17 protein-coding genes are annotated in these 17,269 nt (G+C 47.0%); 9 read left to right on the plus strand and 8 right to left on the minus strand.

The features are described from left to right. Positions 1-71: 71 nt before the first annotated feature. The 3 genes from L4174_RS08400 to L4174_RS08410 are packed head-to-tail and all read right to left on the minus strand — an operon-like array spanning position 72 to position 2,311. Positions 72-737 (minus strand): DUF2987 domain-containing protein, encoded by a 666-nt coding sequence (locus tag L4174_RS08400; protein ID WP_248140333.1) that lies wholly within the window; start codon positions 735-737, stop codon positions 72-74. Between the two features lie 3 nt (positions 738-740). Beyond that, the gene (locus L4174_RS08405) at positions 741-1,502 is read right to left on the minus strand and encodes a glucosaminidase domain-containing protein (RefSeq protein ID WP_371929403.1); all 762 of its coding nucleotides are present in this window, start codon (positions 1,500-1,502) and stop codon (positions 741-743) included. Continuing rightward, positions 1,502-2,311: a hypothetical protein gene (locus tag L4174_RS08410; protein WP_248140335.1), complete on the minus strand. Its 810-nt coding sequence runs from the start codon at positions 2,309-2,311 to the stop codon at positions 1,502-1,504. The genes L4174_RS08405 and L4174_RS08410 overlap by 1 nt, the downstream gene beginning before the upstream one ends. 387 nt (positions 2,312-2,698) lie before the next feature. Between L4174_RS08410 and potA the strand changes: the two genes are divergently transcribed. From potA to L4174_RS08435, 5 genes are all read left to right on the plus strand, one after another. After that, entirely contained in the window at positions 2,699-3,817 is a 1,119-nt protein-coding gene (potA, locus tag L4174_RS08415) for a spermidine/putrescine ABC transporter ATP-binding protein PotA (protein ID WP_248140336.1), read from the plus strand. Next, complete coding sequence (gene potB / locus L4174_RS08420; protein WP_248140337.1) at positions 3,801-4,658, plus strand: spermidine/putrescine ABC transporter permease PotB; 858 nt, start codon at positions 3,801-3,803, stop codon at positions 4,656-4,658. The genes potA and potB overlap by 17 nt, the downstream gene beginning before the upstream one ends. A 2-nt stretch (positions 4,659-4,660) precedes the next feature. Further along, positions 4,661-5,431: a spermidine/putrescine ABC transporter permease PotC gene (gene potC, locus L4174_RS08425; protein ID WP_248140338.1), complete on the plus strand. Its 771-nt coding sequence runs from the start codon at positions 4,661-4,663 to the stop codon at positions 5,429-5,431. 143 nt (positions 5,432-5,574) lie between these two features. Then, positions 5,575-6,606: an extracellular solute-binding protein gene (locus L4174_RS08430; RefSeq protein ID WP_248140339.1), complete on the plus strand. Its 1,032-nt coding sequence runs from the start codon at positions 5,575-5,577 to the stop codon at positions 6,604-6,606. A 243-nt stretch (positions 6,607-6,849) separates the two neighbouring features. Then, a complete protein-coding gene (locus L4174_RS08435; protein ID WP_371929404.1) occupies positions 6,850-7,875 on the plus strand; it encodes an extracellular solute-binding protein in 1,026 nt (341 codons plus the stop codon). A 37-nt stretch (positions 7,876-7,912) separates the two neighbouring features. Here the strand turns inward: L4174_RS08435 and cobB are convergent, their stop codons facing one another. Continuing rightward, complete coding sequence (cobB, locus tag L4174_RS08440) at positions 7,913-8,635, minus strand: Sir2 family NAD+-dependent deacetylase (protein WP_248140340.1); 723 nt, start codon at positions 8,633-8,635, stop codon at positions 7,913-7,915. Positions 8,636-9,020: 385 nt separating this feature from the next. On the opposite strand from cobB, the gene L4174_RS08445 reads away from it, so the two are divergent. After that, the gene (locus L4174_RS08445; protein WP_248140341.1) at positions 9,021-9,557 is read left to right on the plus strand and encodes an outer membrane beta-barrel protein; all 537 of its coding nucleotides are present in this window, start codon (positions 9,021-9,023) and stop codon (positions 9,555-9,557) included. Between the two features lie 45 nt (positions 9,558-9,602). Here the strand turns inward: L4174_RS08445 and L4174_RS08450 are convergent, their stop codons facing one another. Then, a complete protein-coding gene (locus L4174_RS08450) occupies positions 9,603-9,974 on the minus strand; it encodes an MmcQ/YjbR family DNA-binding protein (RefSeq protein WP_248140342.1) in 372 nt (123 codons plus the stop codon). 132 nt (positions 9,975-10,106) lie between these two features. Between L4174_RS08450 and L4174_RS08455 the strand changes: the two genes are divergently transcribed. After that, entirely contained in the window at positions 10,107-11,306 is a 1,200-nt protein-coding gene (locus tag L4174_RS08455; RefSeq protein WP_248140343.1) for a transglycosylase SLT domain-containing protein, read from the plus strand. 55 nt (positions 11,307-11,361) lie between these two features. Here the strand turns inward: L4174_RS08455 and L4174_RS08460 are convergent, their stop codons facing one another. Next, positions 11,362-11,709: a hypothetical protein gene (locus L4174_RS08460; RefSeq protein ID WP_248140344.1), complete on the minus strand. Its 348-nt coding sequence runs from the start codon at positions 11,707-11,709 to the stop codon at positions 11,362-11,364. Positions 11,710-12,396: 687 nt separating this feature from the next. Here L4174_RS08460 and L4174_RS08465 point away from each other — a divergent pair. After that, complete coding sequence (locus tag L4174_RS08465) at positions 12,397-13,107, plus strand: DUF3581 domain-containing protein (protein ID WP_248140345.1); 711 nt, start codon at positions 12,397-12,399, stop codon at positions 13,105-13,107. A gap of 296 nt (positions 13,108-13,403) precedes the next feature. Next, positions 13,404-14,462 (plus strand): ribosome small subunit-dependent GTPase A, encoded by a 1,059-nt coding sequence (gene rsgA, locus L4174_RS08470; protein WP_248140346.1) that lies wholly within the window; start codon positions 13,404-13,406, stop codon positions 14,460-14,462. Between the two features lie 49 nt (positions 14,463-14,511). Here the strand turns inward: rsgA and L4174_RS08475 are convergent, their stop codons facing one another. Together L4174_RS08475 and L4174_RS08480 are read right to left on the minus strand one after the other, a co-directional pair. Beyond that, entirely contained in the window at positions 14,512-16,074 is a 1,563-nt protein-coding gene (locus tag L4174_RS08475; RefSeq protein WP_248140347.1) for a BCCT family transporter, read from the minus strand. 258 nt (positions 16,075-16,332) lie between these two features. Then, positions 16,333-17,247 (minus strand): Gfo/Idh/MocA family protein, encoded by a 915-nt coding sequence (locus L4174_RS08480; protein ID WP_248140348.1) that lies wholly within the window; start codon positions 17,245-17,247, stop codon positions 16,333-16,335. Positions 17,248-17,269 lie beyond the last annotated feature (22 nt).

The raw sequence follows: 17,269 nt of genomic DNA on the forward strand, positions 1-17,269 counted from the left end.
AGAAGGGAAACTCAGCAGAATTGTGGAAGGCGGGCCCGAAGCACAGTCGCTCAAGCCCGGACCTGAATTGACTAGGAAGAGGATTTTGCCAGCCAAGGCGTCACCTTATCCGCAGGGTAAGGTAAGGTTAAAACAGCATTTTCAGGAAGATCTTTAACGTGAACGACAGCTTTACCATCTTGAATCGCAATCGTGCTCTTGTCTGAAACTTCAATCAGCCCTGATTGGGTCTGCTCAAAATGCATGACAACACCACTGACCTCTGGCATAAACCAGGAAGAGAACATACCACCAAGATCACTCAGCATTGTGTCCATTTGTGGCAGAAGTCCAGCAAGCTCAGCCTTTGTCACAGACTTTCCAAATGAGTGGGTCGCAATCACTTGCATGGACAGATCGCAGACGATGTCATCGTCAATGACAAATGTGACATCCGGATTCGCCTGACGGAGATTGTTATCCAGCGGAATCACCAAGGCATTATCTGCGGGAATCACAAGCTCCTCATAATGCTCTTCTTTCTGCATCCAGCCTTTATGGACAACACAGGTTTTACCCGTTTGCTGTTCAATCAAATAAAGGGCGATCTTTACATCAGGATGGGAAGATTCAACATTGTGCTTCAATTTGCCAAAAAGGTTGCTGTAGCGCATCTCAATATTCTGCGCCAAGGTTTGTGTTGAAGCACTGAGTAATGCTGCAGCGCATGCTGCCAGTAAAAAAGTGTTTTTAGCCATCGGTCAGCCCTGTTGCCAATACTGTCTGTTATGCCGAATCATTCCCTGAATTTCATCAACATAATCCTGCCCGCGCTCAGAGTAACGATGCAGGCCTTCCGCAAGTTTCAGTCCTGTAATTTTGTGGCCGGAAGCTCTTTCCTGAGCCCGGATTTCTCTCAGTTCTGCATAAGCCCGATTACGGTTCACATTCATGAAATAAGCGTGAACCGATTGCTGCGCATCGGAGAACACCGCGACTTCATGAGTTGCACCTTCGTTTCTTGCGCTCGGTACAAGGCCACAACCCGGTGTATAACACCATTGTCCAAAATAATTGTTGCCTTCTTTAGCGAAGCGGGAGGTTCCCCAGCCGGACTCGTTGGCGGCCTGGCTCAACACAAGCGTTTCCGGGATTTCATCGACGCGTACCAGCATCTCATCCAGCCATTGTTCGGTAATTTTGTCATCTGTGAGTTCAACTTTGTAAGCATCTCCAAGCTGCCGGGCTTCATCCAAGTCGTTTTCCTGAATTGCCTGTCCCACTTTAAACTGAGCCTGAATTGCCAATAAGAAAGAGCGTTCCTGGCTCACTCTGGCATTTTCCTGCGAGACTGCAGGACGGAGAAAGTTGAAAAAAGTTTGTTTCTTGTGAGTCACGTCTTCCATGACGTTGAAATCCGGCCGGGTCACTCGTTTCGTCTCTTCAGCTGGCTTTTCAGGTTCAGCACAGCCAAAAATCACCAACGTGCACCCTGCAACGGCAGTTTGTTTTATATTTTTTATCACGCGTCGAATACCTTCGTCTCTTCTTCTTTTCCTTGGTTATTGTTGTCGTCGCCATTGTCCCCTTTACGCACTGTGGTCACCTGAAGAGTGATACCAAACAGATTTCTGTACACAATCGCTTTTACATTAAAGAAAAACGGAATTGTCCAGATCAGACCAATACCTGCTGTCGCAAAGGAAAGGAAAAACAGGATCAGTACGGCCAGGAAAATGGCAGACATCGGCAGAATTTTACGGAATGTGGCGACAACCGAATATTGAATCGCCTTCATTGGTGTCACACGCTTTTCGCATACCAGAGTGATCGTCATGCTGAAAGCCATCGTCAGGAACAGGCCAATCAATGGGAACAACGCACTACCGATCCCCTGCAGCGAAGATGTCAGCAGCATTGTCACAACAGACACCACAGCAAAAGGAAAACCTTTCACCAGATATCGCGGTTTTGTAGGTAAACCGACCGCATGGTTCAATGCCATCAGGCTGACACCGGCATATAATGGCGCGCTGAGTACATCAGACCAGAAATTCGCCATAAATCCGGCTTCGAGAATATCCGGGGTCAGGCCTTCACCTGTGATAAAAGCGTCAAAGAAGATGCCCGGGTTACCCAGTTGCACTTTCAGCGCAACCAGCAGCAGTGCCAGCTGCGCCAGAAACAACCCTGCAATCGCGGGAAAAAATGTCAGAAAGTGCTTTGCAGTCACTTTCCAGGCTTCCTGAAGAACAGCGATAGCCTGCAAATCTGCTGTACCAGATGTTGCTTTTTCGATTGAGCCGCCAACCTGAAGACTTTTGTTATTCATACAGATATAAGATTCACAGTAAATTCAAAACAGTGCTGTCGATTGTACGCTACCCCTTTCGGTAAACAAATCGCGCGATGGTTAAAAAATGCTTCAATACCTCAAAATGAGCGCAAAAGTATCGTCTTGATTCGGGTTTTGTTCAGATTAACACTGGGCCCAGTCGTCAGATTGCAATCTAAAAGCTGCATGATAAAGCTGGAAAACCGACAGATTTTGTTCAGAAACATTCAAAAACCTTTCGCAAAATCAATTGGCAAAAAAGTCATGTTCATGGGTCAAAAAAAACTTTGAATTCAACCGGTGGAAGACTATTATCCGCCTCCTGAAATAGACCTTATTTATGCTGCATGTAGTTGCATGAAATGATGTGGAGACAAGGTAGAGTTGAACACAAACATCACATCCAAAGAATCGGTTATTCAACTGAAAGAGCTCAGTAAGAGCTTTGACGGTAAACAAATTATTACCGGGTTAAATCTCAATGTTAACGACGGCGAGTTCTTAACTATTCTTGGACCATCCGGCTGTGGAAAAACCACGGTCCTGCGTCTGATTGCAGGCTTCGAAGATGCTGACGAGGGCCAGATTCTGATTGCAGGACAAGATGTGACACAGGTTCAAGCCGAACAGCGTCATGTCAACACGGTATTTCAGAGTTACGCCCTGTTTCCACATATGACTGTGTTTGACAACGTTGCATTTGGCCTGCGGATGCAGAAAGTACCTGAAAAAGACATCAAGCCACGTGTGATGGAAGCGTTGCAGATGGTCCAGCTGGATCAATTTGCCCCGCGTAAACCGCATCAGTTATCTGGCGGACAACAACAGCGGGTTGCTATCGCCCGTGCTGTGGTCAATAAGCCGAAGGTACTGCTGCTGGATGAATCGCTTTCTGCTCTGGATTATAAACTCCGGAAACAGATGCAGCTGGAACTGAAACAACTTCAGCGTCGTTTGGGAATCACCTTCATTTTCGTGACTCACGATCAGGAAGAAGCCCTGTCGATGTCTGACCGCATTATTGTGATGCGTGACGGTAAGATCGAACAAGACGGCACTCCCCGTGAAATCTATGAAGAGCCGAGCAACCTGTTTGTTGCCCGCTTCATCGGTGAAATTAACGTCTTTGATGCAACGGTCATTGAGCGTATTGATGAGAAGCGCATCAAAGCAACCGTCGAAGGTCGTGAAGCCGTGATTCATTGTGACCTGAGCGTCAACAAAGACGATGCACTGAAAGTTTTGCTTCGTCCGGAAGATATTCGCCTGGAAGAAATCAACGAGAACGAAGAATCCTGGGGCCTGATGGGTCACGTTCGTGAACGTACCTATAAAGGGATGACTCTGGATTCAGTGGTTGAAATCGAAACCGGCAAATCGGTCATGGTCAGTGAATTCTTTAACGAAGATGATCCGGATGTAGACCACTCCTTGGATCAGAAAGTCGCGATCACCTGGGTTGAAAGTTGGGAAGTGGTACTGACTGATGACGAAAAAGCTTAATCTGCAAAACATCATCATTTCGGTGATTGTCGGATGGCTACTGCTGTTCGTTTTCATTCCGAACCTGATGATTATCAGCACCAGTTTTCTGACCCGTGACGATGCCAATCTGATTGATCTGACCTTCACGCTGGAAAACTATGTCCGTTTGTTTGATCCCCTGTATGCACAGGTGATGCTGCATTCGTTCTACATGGCCGGCATGGCAACAATTCTCTGCCTGCTGGTGGGCTATCCGTTTGCGTACTGCATTGCGAAAATGCCGCAGAAATGGCGTCCTGTCATGCTGTTTCTGGTCATTGTCCCCTTTTGGACAAACTCGCTGATCCGAACGTACGGCCTGAAGCTCATGTTAGGAACTCAGGGCGTGTTCAACAGCAGCCTGATGGCTATCGGAATCATCGATAAGCCACTTCGCATTATGTACACAGAGTATGCGGTCATGGTTGGCCTGGTCTATATCCTGTTACCTTTCATGGTGTTGCCCCTGTATTCTGCAATCGAAAAGCTGGATCACACCTATATTGAAGCGGCGCGGGATCTGGGCGCGAATAAAGTTCAAACCTTCATCAAAGTCATCGCACCTTTGACAATGCCGGGCGTGATTGCAGGCTGCCTGCTGGTATTCCTGCCGGCAATGGGAATGTTCTATATTTCCGATCTGCTGGGCGGCGCGAAAAACCTGCTGATTGGTAACGTGATTAAGAGCCAGGTACTGAATGCCCGTGACTGGCCATTTGGTGCAGCGACAAGCATTGCCCTCACCTTGTCCATGGCCGTCTTGCTGTATGCCTACTATCGTGCTGGTAAGCTACTCAACCGTAAAGTGGAGCTGGAATAATCGTGGGACGTATTTTTAAATTCAGCTTGATGTCTGTGGTATACGCCTTCTTGTATATCCCGATCATTATTCTGATCGTGAACTCATTCAATGCCAGCAAGTTTGGGATGAAATGGGGCGGCTTTACGACGAAATGGTATGAGCAGCTGGTCAATAACGACAGTCTGATGCAAGCAGCCTGGCACTCGCTCAATATCGCGGTGTTTTCTGCAACGGCTGCAGCGATCATCGGCAGTCTGACTGCCGTTGCCCTGTTCCGCTACCAGTTCAAAGGCAAAGGTTTCGTCAATGGCATGCTCTTTGTGGTGATGATGTCACCAGATATCGTGATGGCCATTTCCCTGCTGGCACTTTTTATCCTGATGGGTGCGAAGCTGGGTTTCCTCACGCTGTTGCTCTCCCACATCACCTTCTGTCTGCCATTTGTGGTGGTTACTGTATACAGCCGCCTGAAGGGCTTTGATGTCAAGATGCTGGAAGCGGCGCGTGATTTGGGAGCCAGTGAATGGGTCATCCTGAAGCAAATTATTTTGCCGTTAGCAAAACCGGCTGTATTGGCCGGGTGGTTGCTGAGCTTTACCCTGTCACTCGATGATGTCATTGTCAGTTCGTTTGTGACCGGCCCGACTTATGAAATTCTGCCATTGAAAATTTATTCAATGGTTAAAGTTGGAATTTCCCCTGAAGTCAATGCGTTAGCAACTGTCATGCTAATCATTTCGCTGAGCATGGTTGTACTTTCACAGGTCATTACCCGCGATAAATTAAAATAAGTTGCGTTTCTTCTTTTCTGCCCGATAATCAGGCAAGAAACACGGCCAGGTAGATTTCTGCCTGGCTGTTTACGCAGAGAGTCAGTCGATTGATTCTCTGTTTTATTAACCATCCCATCAGGGATTTTGGAGTTATCACATCAATGAAGAAGTGGTCCGCGTTTCTGGCCAGCGCCGCATGTGCCGCTACACTGGTATCCGGTAGTGTCAATGCAGCCAATGAAGAATTAGTCTTTATGAACTGGGGTCCGTATATCTCAACGGAATTACGTGAACAGTTCACTAAAGAAACGGGCATTAAAGTCATCTATTCGACTTATGAGTCGAACGAAACCATGTATGCCAAACTGAAAGCACACCCGGAAGGTTACGATCTGGTGGTGCCATCAACTTACTTCGTTGCCAAAATGCGCGATGAAGGCATGCTGCAGAAGATCGACAAATCGAAACTGACGAACTTCAAAAACCTTGATAAGAACTATCTGAACAAGCCATTTGACCCGAACAATGAGTACTCTATCCCTCATGTTCTGGGGATCACTGGCCTTGCGGTTAACACTGAAATGTATAACCCTGCTGATTTTGACAGCTGGGAAGACCTGTGGGATCCGAAATACCGTGGTCAGCTGATGCTGATGGATGACACCCGTGAAGTGCATCACATCGCATTGAAGATTCTAGGTTACTCAGGCAATACAACCGATCCTAAACAGATCAACGAAGCTTACGAAAAACTGAAAGAGCTGATGCCAAATGTTCTGGTCTTCAACTCTGACAACCCAGCTGCGCCATATATGGCCGGTGAAGTTGGCTTAGGCATGCTTTGGAATGGTTCAGCGGCGGCTGCGCAGCGTGAAGGACTGCCAATTCAATTAGTATGGCCAAAAGAAGGTGGTATTTACTGGGTAGACAACCTGTCGATTACCAGCAACGCGAAAAACGTGGACGCTGCGCACAAGATGATCGACTTCCTGCTGCGCCCGGATGTTGCCGCAAAAATTTCAGAAGAAACCGGTTACCTGACGGGTGTTGCTGCTTCGAATGCGAAGTATAAAGACAACCCGACATTATTCCCGCCACAGGAAGAACTGGATCGCGGCGAGTTCCAAAACGCCGTCGGCGATGCCAATATTCTGTACGAGGAAAACTTCCTGAAACTGAAAGCTGGCCAATAAGTACTTTCTTTAGGCAACCAAACCACATTGGTTGCCTTTTTCCGCCCCCCCTCTGCTATACTCTCCCACTGATTCTTGAATGAATTCCACACGTTAGAAACGGCACCCGTGCCCTTCTGACATGCACCCGTCAACGTATTTGACATCACTTGTCCGCAAGAGAGGTGGGCATTGCTATAGCGACCGGATAGCCTCAGCAAGGCTTCTGAAGTTAGGAGTAAAAAAATGAATAAATGGTCTTCAATGATGACCGGCGGTGTGTTCGCCATGTCGCTTGTTTCCAGTGCGGCGCTGGCAGCAGACAATGAACTGTATTTCTATAATTGGTCTGAGTATATCCCGGCTGACGTGCTGGAAGACTTTACCAAAGAAACCGGTATCAAAGTGATTTACTCGACCTACGAGTCGAATGAATCAATGTACGCAAAATTGAAGACCTATGGTTCTGGCTATGATCTGGTTGTGCCTTCAACTTATTACGTCTCTAAGATGCGTGATGAAGGCATGCTGCACAAGATTGACAAATCAAAGCTGAGTCATTTTAAAGACCTGGATTCAAACTTCCTGAATAAGCCTTTTGATCCGAATAACGACTACTCTATCCCCTACATTTGGGGTGCAACCGGCATCGGTGTGAATACTGATACGGTCAATAAGGACGAAATCAAAGGCTGGAGTAATTTCTGGGACAGCAAATGGCAAGGCCAGCTGATGATGATGGACGATGCGCGTGAGTTCTTCCATATCGCATTACGTAAGCTGGGCTACTCAGCCAATACCAAGAATCCGGAAGAAATTAAAGCAGCATATGAAGAGTTGAAAAAGCTGATGCCAAACGTATTGCTTTTTAACTCAGATTTTCCGGCAAACCCATATATGGCTGGCGAAACCTCTCTGGGTATGCTGTGGAATGGTTCAGCCTATATGGCTCGCCAGGAAGGTGCACCCATTGAAATCATCTGGCCGAAAGAAGGTGCGATCTTCTGGATGGACAGCCTGGCGATTCCGGCTGGTGCGAAGAATGTTGAAGCAGCCCATAAAATGATCGACTTTCTGCTCAAGCCAGAAAATGCAGCGAAAATTGCGCTTGAAATCGGTTATCCGACCCCGGTCGCAGCAGCAAAAGACAAACTGCCCAAATCCTTTGTCGACAACCCTAGTGTTTACCCGCCACAGGAAGTGCTGGATGCCGGTGAATGGCAAGACAGTGTCGGTGATGCTGTCACCCTCTATGAAGAATACTTCCAGAAGCTGAAAGCTGGTCAGTAAGGTTTAAGGCGCCGAAAACGGCGCCTTTTTTGTCAGGTTAAACAGAATCAGCTGCCAGTAACTCTTCAACCAGCTGCGGCACAATTTGAGATGCGGGCCCGTAGCGCTTTTCCTCAAACTCACTCTCGATAATACTCGGTTCCAGATTTAACTCGATGGTATGAGCACCATGCATTGCAGCCTCATGTACAAATCCGGCTGCCGGATATACAGAGCCAGATGTTCCGATGGCAATAAAGAGATCAGCTTCAGTCAACGCGGCATAAATCTTATCCATGCCTTGCGGCATTTCACCAAACCAAACCACATTTGGTCGTAAAGGTGCCGGAATCTGACAACAGTGGCAGCAATCATCCAAAGAAATATCGCCGCTCCAGTCAATCGTCTGCCCACTCTGACTGCACTGTGCTTTCAGTAATTCACCATGCATGTGAATGACTTGATGACTGCCAGCCAATTCATGCAGATTATCAATATTTTGCGTCACAACCGTAACCTTGCCATCCAGCTCTTGTTCCAGACGTGCAAGCGCGATATGAGCCGCATTCGGCTTTACCGTTCCGCTTTCTAACTGCCTGCGGCGTTGGTTATAAAATGACTGAACTAAAACCGGGTCTTTCTGGTAACCTTCCGGAGTTGCAACATCTTCAATACGGTGGTTTTCCCAAAGTCCGTCCTGATCCCGAAAAGTTTTGATGCCAGACTCAGCCGAAATCCCTGCTCCAGTGAGAATGACAATGTTTCGATAGGGAAAATGCATCTTACCTTGCCTTTGTTCATTTTTCTTTCAGTTATACCATCGACTGACAACGAATATAATGCCCTTCCTATCAGACCATGGTCTTATAGTGAGAGCATATTGTATGAATGCAATGTTTTAGTGTGTTGAATTTTAATACCACCAACAAGTTATAGTGCATTAGATGCAGATCAAAATTCTTACAATTCAGACCGCGTTATTTTTCCCAAGACAGCTCAAAAAATCCGCAACGTGGCAACCAATGCTCTGAATATACTTGTGAAATCAACAGAATCATTCCCTAACAAAGCTTTGAGCTTAATTGAGAAAAGTTTTCACAACCTCAGCAAGATTTTGAGCTCTCGTCTATGCTTCTGAAGTATCACAAAACAATGGAGTGATAAAAATGAAACAAAAAGCATTGGCATTATTGGTCTCAACGATGTTAGCCAGCCCGGCTGCACTTGCAGTAACCCTGGAAAAAGGTACGCAAGAGTTTGGTTTACAAGGTAGTTTGGACCTTGATTACATTGATGATTACCTGTTCATTTTAAATACCTCTTACGGATACTTCCTGACTAACGATTGGGAACTGGGTGGCGTACTGGATGTCAATATGAGTGACAGTATGAAAACATTCCAGATTGGTATGTTCACTGAGTACAACTTTACCAACTCCACCGATTGGGTACCCTACTTAGGTGCTGCAGCTCAGGTTGCAAACTTGTCTGCAAATGCTGATGAAGATGTCGATTTTGATATCGAAGATGTCACCGCCTTGAATATCAAACTGGCTGCTGGCCTGAAATATTTCATTAATCAACACGTTGCTCTCAGTGCTGAAGTGAACTACAACATCGCAACAGATGATATCAATGTGACCAAAGACGGTGTGGAAGACAGTTTCACCCGGTTTATTTTCGGTACACGATTCTACTTCTGAAGATTTTCCCCTCTGAATCAACGCCACTGAGTGTGGCGTTGATGCTTACTTCAATTTCAACGTGTTTTGCTGCGCTTTACTTAATCCGCTGACAACCAGTTGATAGGATGCTGAAGCAAGCTGCTCTAACATGCCAGACTGGATCTGACCATCCATACGAACCGTTATCCAGTGTCTCTTATTCATATGGTATCCGGGGGTAATGGAGGGGAACTCTCCCACCAAAAATTCCACATCTGCCGGCGTTGCCTTCACGGTCAGAACGGGGATATTTTCCCTCACAGCAACCCAGGCAAACATCTTCCCGGCCACTTTATAAACCGTTGGCTCAGGCCCAAATGGATAATCAATCACTGCACCAGGCTGGCTCAAAAGGTGCTGGTCAATGAAAGCAGCCCAATCATTTGTACTTTTCATTCCCACATCCTCCGCAAAGAAATACAACAACCGTATCAAAACTCAGACAGTTTGCATAAAGCTGTCTTGCTATACCTGAAAAGTTCCACAAAAAAATGCTGGCTCAATGTGAACTAGGTAAGCAGGTCTGTTATGAAATATGCGATGCCGTTGTTAGTGTTGTCATTCCAGTTACTGACCGGGTGCGAAAGCTTGTCAGTGACAAACACAGAAACAGTGAATCAAGAAGAACAAACCTTACTGCAATTGGCTCTGAATCATGCGCATTGTCAGATTAATCACGATGTGATTGAAGGACGCTATCTTGCGACGGGTTTGCCCGCAGATTACACTCCACCTTCCCTGCCCGAATTATCGTTGATGAAAGAAGCCAGTTTATGGGACAGATTTGCAAGAGAGAGCAACATTAACGTCCCCAATGACCGTCGTGTCAAATATTACCGGAACTGGTACCTTCAACGCCCTTTGCACATTAAAACAGTCTCCCAACGCGCCGAACCTTTTCTCTATTATCTGTATGAGAATGTTAAAGCACGACACTTGCCGGTTGAATTAGCTTTATTGCCTTTTATTGAAAGCGCGTTTGACCCTTACGCATACTCACATCAGGGCGCAGCAGGACTTTGGCAAATGACCAGAGCAACCGGAAAATCTTTTGGCCTTCGAATCAACAATGAATATGACGGACGGCTGGATATTGTGGCATCAACCAACGCCGCACTGGATTTGCTTGAATATCTGTATGACAGATTCAACGGTAACTGGCTTCATGCAATTGCTGCCTATAACAGCGGAGAAAGCCGGGTACGTAAAGCGATACGACAAAATAAGAAACTGGGTAAACCAACAGATTTCTGGGCATTAGATCTCCCGAAAGAAACAGCACATTACGTTCCGAAGTTACTCGCACTCAGCCAGCTACTAAAGGAACAGCATCAGTTCAGTATGCCACTCGCCTTCATTCCCAACAGACGGGTCATGACAACAATCACAGTCACACACCAAATGCCGCTGAAGCAGATTGCTGAAGATGCCGGTATGTCCGGAAAGACGCTGAGCCTGTTCAATCCGGCTTATGCTGCAGGGCTGACGCTCCAGCGCGAAGAAAGCACTTTGCTGATACCACGCAAGCAACTGGAGCACTTTTTTCAGCAGTCAGACGTCTTGCAATACATCAAACAAAAGTACAGCATTCATCATATTGAGCCGGGTGACTCGCTTTACCAGCTGGCGACACTGAACAACACTTCAATCGGCACCCTCAAACAAATCAATCAACTGGCGAGCAGCAAAATCCATGCAGGTCAGCGCTTGTTGATTCCAATCCCCTAGTTGAGAAGTCTCTGAATCATCAGCTAAAGCCACATATTTTCATGATGCGGAAGGGTTACTTCGGTGACCCTTCACTCGTGAATGTCTCACTGGTCATTGCCTCGCTGGTAACTGTCCCATTCTGAATGACATTCCAGTCAGGTTCAGCAGCAGATTTCAGCACACTGCCGACTTGATTCAGAAGTTTAATATCCGTTTGGTTATGAGATAAAGCCAGACCGACAATCACGCCTGCAAGCAAGCAAACCGGGGCGATCAGGCTCCGGATTGCCATCAGACTACTCAGGGCGACAACCATGAGGATCGTCGCGATATACAGATGCCCTGAAAACTGAGAAAAAAACGCGATGTAGACAGCAACCGCCTGGATCAGGCCACCGAGAATTAACAAGGAAATTGTCATTTTTTCACCACGATTGGTACTTTATTGTGCTGTTTTCAGTGAGTATAGACACAGGACTGACGTTTGTGGTGATCAACAGAAGTCACTTATATGAATTGATTCAGTGTTGCAAATTTGTTTTTCTTTCGTGTCAAATATGTTCTTGCATTCCTGGACTATACTGAAAATAAAAGAAAAGCTGTGCTGCCTGGAGGGAGAACAGTCACAGGACAGAATAGAACAACGATAAAATAGCAGGAGGGTATGTCCATGAATCATCACGACGAAATGATTGTCCCCAGTACATTCGGGTTAATTGGCAGAATTGAAATTGCTGCCGCCTGCATTCTGGTCGCCGGATTATTTTTAATGCTTGTTTGAAACAGGAAGTCTCGCGTTCGGACAAAAAAGAAAATGAAATGAGAAATGATAGGGTGCTCAGCCTCAGATAAAGCTGAGCACCCTTTCGAATGCAGTTTCCCTACCGCTTATAGTCTCTGGCCTCTTCTACACGTCCAGATCAAGGATGGAGAACATTCCCCAAATGGTCGGGAATCATACATGAGTATGTCATCAGTTGCATCACTTTTGTGCTAACTTCGGAGACATGTCTTTTTTCTGACACATTCACCATCTGGCTAGACCATTTGCTCTGAAATTATCGGTTAAACTACCCGGATTACGATGATCTAAGGTAGTTCCAACTCAATGTTTCTAAATTCTTACTTCGCTGAACAAAACGGTAGTTATTCTTTTTCTCGTGAACAAGCCAGCCACTTTGCCAAAAGAGTTGCCGGTGACTTTAACCCGATTCACGATGCTGACAACAAGCGCTTTTGTGTTCCTGGCGACCTGCTCTTTTCCGTGATGCTGGCAAAAACTGGATTAAGCCAGAAGATGCGTGTGGAATTTGCCGGAATGATCACCGATGGTATCGCACTGACTATCAACACCAAGTCAGCAACCGATCTGTCACTGGTCGACGACAAAGGAAAAGAATACCTGCATGTGATCCGTGATGGTGAGATTACCCACAATACAAAACTGATCGAAACAGTCACCCAAAACTATGTGAAATTCTCCGGGATGAACTTTCCGCATATCATGGTGCCACTCATGGAGTCTGAACAGGTGATGATCAACCCTGTCCGTCCACTGGTGATCTACGAAAGCATGGAGTTAGAATTTTCACGTCTGGATCTGGATGCTCCTCAAGTCGAACTGACTGACTCCATCATCGAAACCGACGGCAAGCGTGGCAGCGTCACACTAGCCTTCAGCTTTAAAGAAAATGGTGAAGTGGTTGGCGAAGGCAGAAAGAAAATGCTGATGAGCGGCCTGAAACCATATTCTCAGGAAGACATTAACGATCTGGTTGATCGCTTTAATGCCCGTAAAGCCGCATACCTGGCTGCATAATTCGTTTCATCAGACTCAGGTGTCCAGATTGTCTTGCTCAATTCTGGACACTTTTGTCTTTCCCTGCTAAATTCCCGTCACTTATCCCACAAAATGAAGGACACACGATGATTGTATTCAAAACCCGCCGGGCACAGAACATGGTAAAGAGTCAGTAAGCGAAAGAGTCCACTGAAACCCACTCCGCTTCTGCCCTTCCCGCTTGTCTTGCCCGGTTCATTCTGACCGGGGCCGTATTGCCCCTGAATAATTTCTAATTTCAGACAATGGCGCTTTGCGTCAGGGGTCAACACATCATGACAACACTTATTTCTCAACCCATACACGCTTTACAGGAACTGGGCTGGAAACCTTACTTTCAACAACAACTTTCCCTGCAAGAATGGGAAACATGTAAACCTGCACGTGTCAGTGCCGTCCATAAGAGCCGTATTGATGTTCTTACCGAACAAGGCCTGTTATCGCTGCCCATGCTACCGGCAATGCCGGCACTCGCCGTGGGAGACTGGCTTTTAGTTTCAGAAACCAACGCCTATATGCGCTTACTTGATCGTTATTCGCGCTTTCAGCGAAAAGCTGCCGGCAGTAAGGTGGCTGAGCAACTAATCGCCAGCAATATCGATACTGTATTTATCGTCTGTTCACTCAATCAAGATTTCAATCTGAGCCGAATTGAACGTTATCTTGCTTTAGCGCATCAAGCCGGTGTTGAGCCTGTCATCGTGCTGTCGAAAGCCGACTGTGTTGAAGACCCGGCACCATTCATGGAACAAGTCCGTCAGCTTGACAGCATGCTCCTGATTGAAGCCGTGAATGGACTTGATCCGGACAGCGTTGCCAAATTGTCAGCCTGGTGCGGCAAAGGAAAAACAATCGCTTTTCTCGGTTCATCTGGCGCCGGTAAATCAACACTGGTCAATACACTGTTATCTGCAAACGCTCAGTTAACGGGAAGTATTCGTGAAGATGACAGTAAGGGACGTCACACGACAACAGCCCGTTCCCTGCATCTTATGGCTGAGGGCGGTTTGCTTCTGGATACACCGGGTATGCGAGAGCTTCAGCTGGCAGACTGCAGTGAAGGTCTTTCCGTAACGTTTAATGATATTGAAGCACTTGCGGAAACATGCCGCTTCAGCGACTGTTCACATCGTCAGGAACCCGGCTGTGCGGTACAGGAAGCCATTATCAATGGCGATCTGGATGAGCGACGGCTGCGGAACTACCACAAACTGAACAGAGAAATTGCATTCAACTCTGCATCCATTGCGGAGAAACGTGCAAAAGCGAAACAGATTGGCCGCTACCACCACGCGATACAGACAAGCAACCGAAAACATAAAAACCGAGTATAAACAAAAAGCCCTCCGGAAACGGAGGGCTTATTTTATGTAACACACTAAATCAACGAAGATTTGCGCATTGCGCTTCTTTGTTCACAGAGTTCACAGACTGATGTTTTTCACGATAAAGCCGCACTGCGGCCTGCGGACCCGTCAGCAATGTCAGAACCATCAGGAAAGAAACCGGCACCGCTGTAATCACGATGAAAGACTGGAGTGCGTTTAATCCGCCATCACCAGCCATCACCAGCACAGCGGCAACACATCCCATAGCAATTGCCCAGAACAATCTGTGACTGGCCGCAGGTTCATTCTTCCCTGAAGTCACCATCGCAATGGCATAGGCCATTGAATCACCGGTTGTCACGACAAAAGTCGTCGTCAGTACCAGGAATGCCGGAATTAACCAGTCACTGAAAGGTAACTGCGCCAGTGTCGCCAGCAATACTGCAGGCAATCCCCCTTCATTCAGCGGACCAGAGATTGCACCTGGTTGCGTCAGCTCAAAATAAATCCCTGAACCACCCAACACGGAAAACCAGAAGTGCGTCACCAGAGGGGCACCAATCGCAACCGTCATCACCAACTCACGAATACTGCGACCGACTGAAATACGGGCAATAAAAATCGCCATCATCGGTGCAAATCCGATAAACCACCCCCAGAAAAACCAGGTCCACCATGCGTTCCAGTCAGGGGAAGTCTGAGTCAGACTCATCTCAGGCAAATGTTGAATGTACACAGACATTGCCTGTGAGAATTGTTCAAAAATAAATCCGGTAGGACCGGCCACCAGCATCACAGCCAACAGGAAAACAGCGACGATGACATTAAACCGGCTGAGCCACTGCAAACCTTTGTCCATACCTGTTGCTGCCGACAGAGAATAGATGGTGACGACAACCGCCAATAAACCGACTTGCGTCATCACCGAGTCACCCAGTCCGGCAACCACATGCAAGCTGTACCCCAGTTGCGAAGCCAGAAAACCAATCGGCCCGATGGTCCCCGCTGCAACTGCAATGATCGAACAGGCATCAATCACAGATCCAATCCAATGATTCTCCAGCCGGTCCCCCAGCAACGGATAAAGTAATGCTCTGGGACGCAACTGAATGCCCTTTTGATGATGCGCATACATCAGCACAATCGTCGCCAGTGTTCCCAGCACAGCCCAGGCAAGAAATCCCCAGTGCAGAAAACTTTGACTTAGTGCCGGAGCAACCGCTGCTGCCTGCCCCGCTTGGACTCCCTCAAAAACAGGTGGCGTGGTCACAAAATGATAAATGGGTTCAGCTGCCGACCAGAACACCCCGCCACCAGCCAGCAATGTGCACATAATCATTGCTGTCCATCTGAACTGACCGATTTCTGGTTTCAGGGAATTCCCGAGTCTGACCTGGCCCAATGGCAGCAGAGCCAGCACAACCGCGAGGATAAAGTTCAGCAACATAAACCATTGCCAGAAATGTCCAAATGCGGTGGTCGCTTGACCAAAGAGTGTTTGAATCGCTGAAGATACCCAGGACAGATCCGCGATTGCCGCGATCAGGAACAGGCTCAGGAAGCCAATCGTTAGAACTGAAATTAATTTATCAGCCCCTGGTTGTTTGGTGGTATGCATAAATTACTCACTAGTTGTGTGAGGGGACGCACACTAACAGCTTATTTTCTGTAATTCCAACGAACCTGTGTGATTTTTAGCCCGCCATTCCTAAAAAACCTTCAGTCGTACAGAAATCCACCAATTAAATTCTGATGACAAAATTTTACTTGTGATCACCAAGTCGGTTTGAGTACAAAACAAATGAGCCGATGTTGATTCCATCGGCCCAGGGAATTTGATTGATAAGTAATTTGACTGATTCGGAAAAAGTCAGGATCACTGCCCCAGCTTCTTGCAAATCATTTCAGCAAGATAATGAGAATTCAGGTTTCTCTGAATCAGCGTTTGATCCATCCTTCCATGTGAAACAACATCCAGCCAATGCGCAATCATCGCGGTAAAACCTTTACTCTCAAGCATTGGCGTCCAGTCCGGCAACGTCAGTTTGCTTTCTGCGCCATCAGTCCAGCCGGTCCCGGTCGCCAGTGAATCAAAATGGAGAGTCTGATTTTCAAAGTTTAGGGTCACCTGCTCTGCAGTGACACCATTAATCCGGTTCATTGATGCCTGATGAATGGTTTGATCAATCTGCCATGCGACGTCCAGTCTGGCTAACTTCCCATGCAATTGCTGAGTGATCACCTGAAGATCTTCTGCCTGGACATTTCCTTTCAGATTGACGCTATCAAGCGGATGGATAAAGTCATCAAATACAAAAGTCCGGGCATCTCCGGGCTGATTCAGCCGGTGTTTCTGCCAGCGTATCTCCAGCAACTGCTCTTGCATTACCTTTTCGCTCAGATGAGGTTGAATCAGAGGCAGATATCGCCGGTTAAATCCCATAAACAAAGGCAATTGCTTCGTTTCTGCAAGGTTATACAAGGATTCACATTCCGCGTAAGTGTCACTCAGCGGCTTATCGACAAAGACCGGAATCCCTTGATTCAGAAAAAACTGTGCGATTTCAAAATGAGAGGCCGTCGCGCTGTGGATCATCACACCATCAACTCCCAGCCCCGCCAGCTCGCGGTAGTCCGTCACTGCATCATGAATACGATGGGTCTGAGCAATCTGCTTCAGTACCCCTGGATTTCGGGTACAAAAAGCCAGCTCAATACCCGGCCATTGCGTGATCACAGGCAAATAAGCTTTCTGAGCGATATCGCCCAGCCCGATGATGCCAATTTTCATTTTTACTCCTTGTAATCCGGAT

Source organism: Photobacterium sp. CCB-ST2H9 (genome assembly GCF_023151555.2).
Lineage (GTDB): Bacteria > Pseudomonadota > Gammaproteobacteria > Enterobacterales > Vibrionaceae > Photobacterium.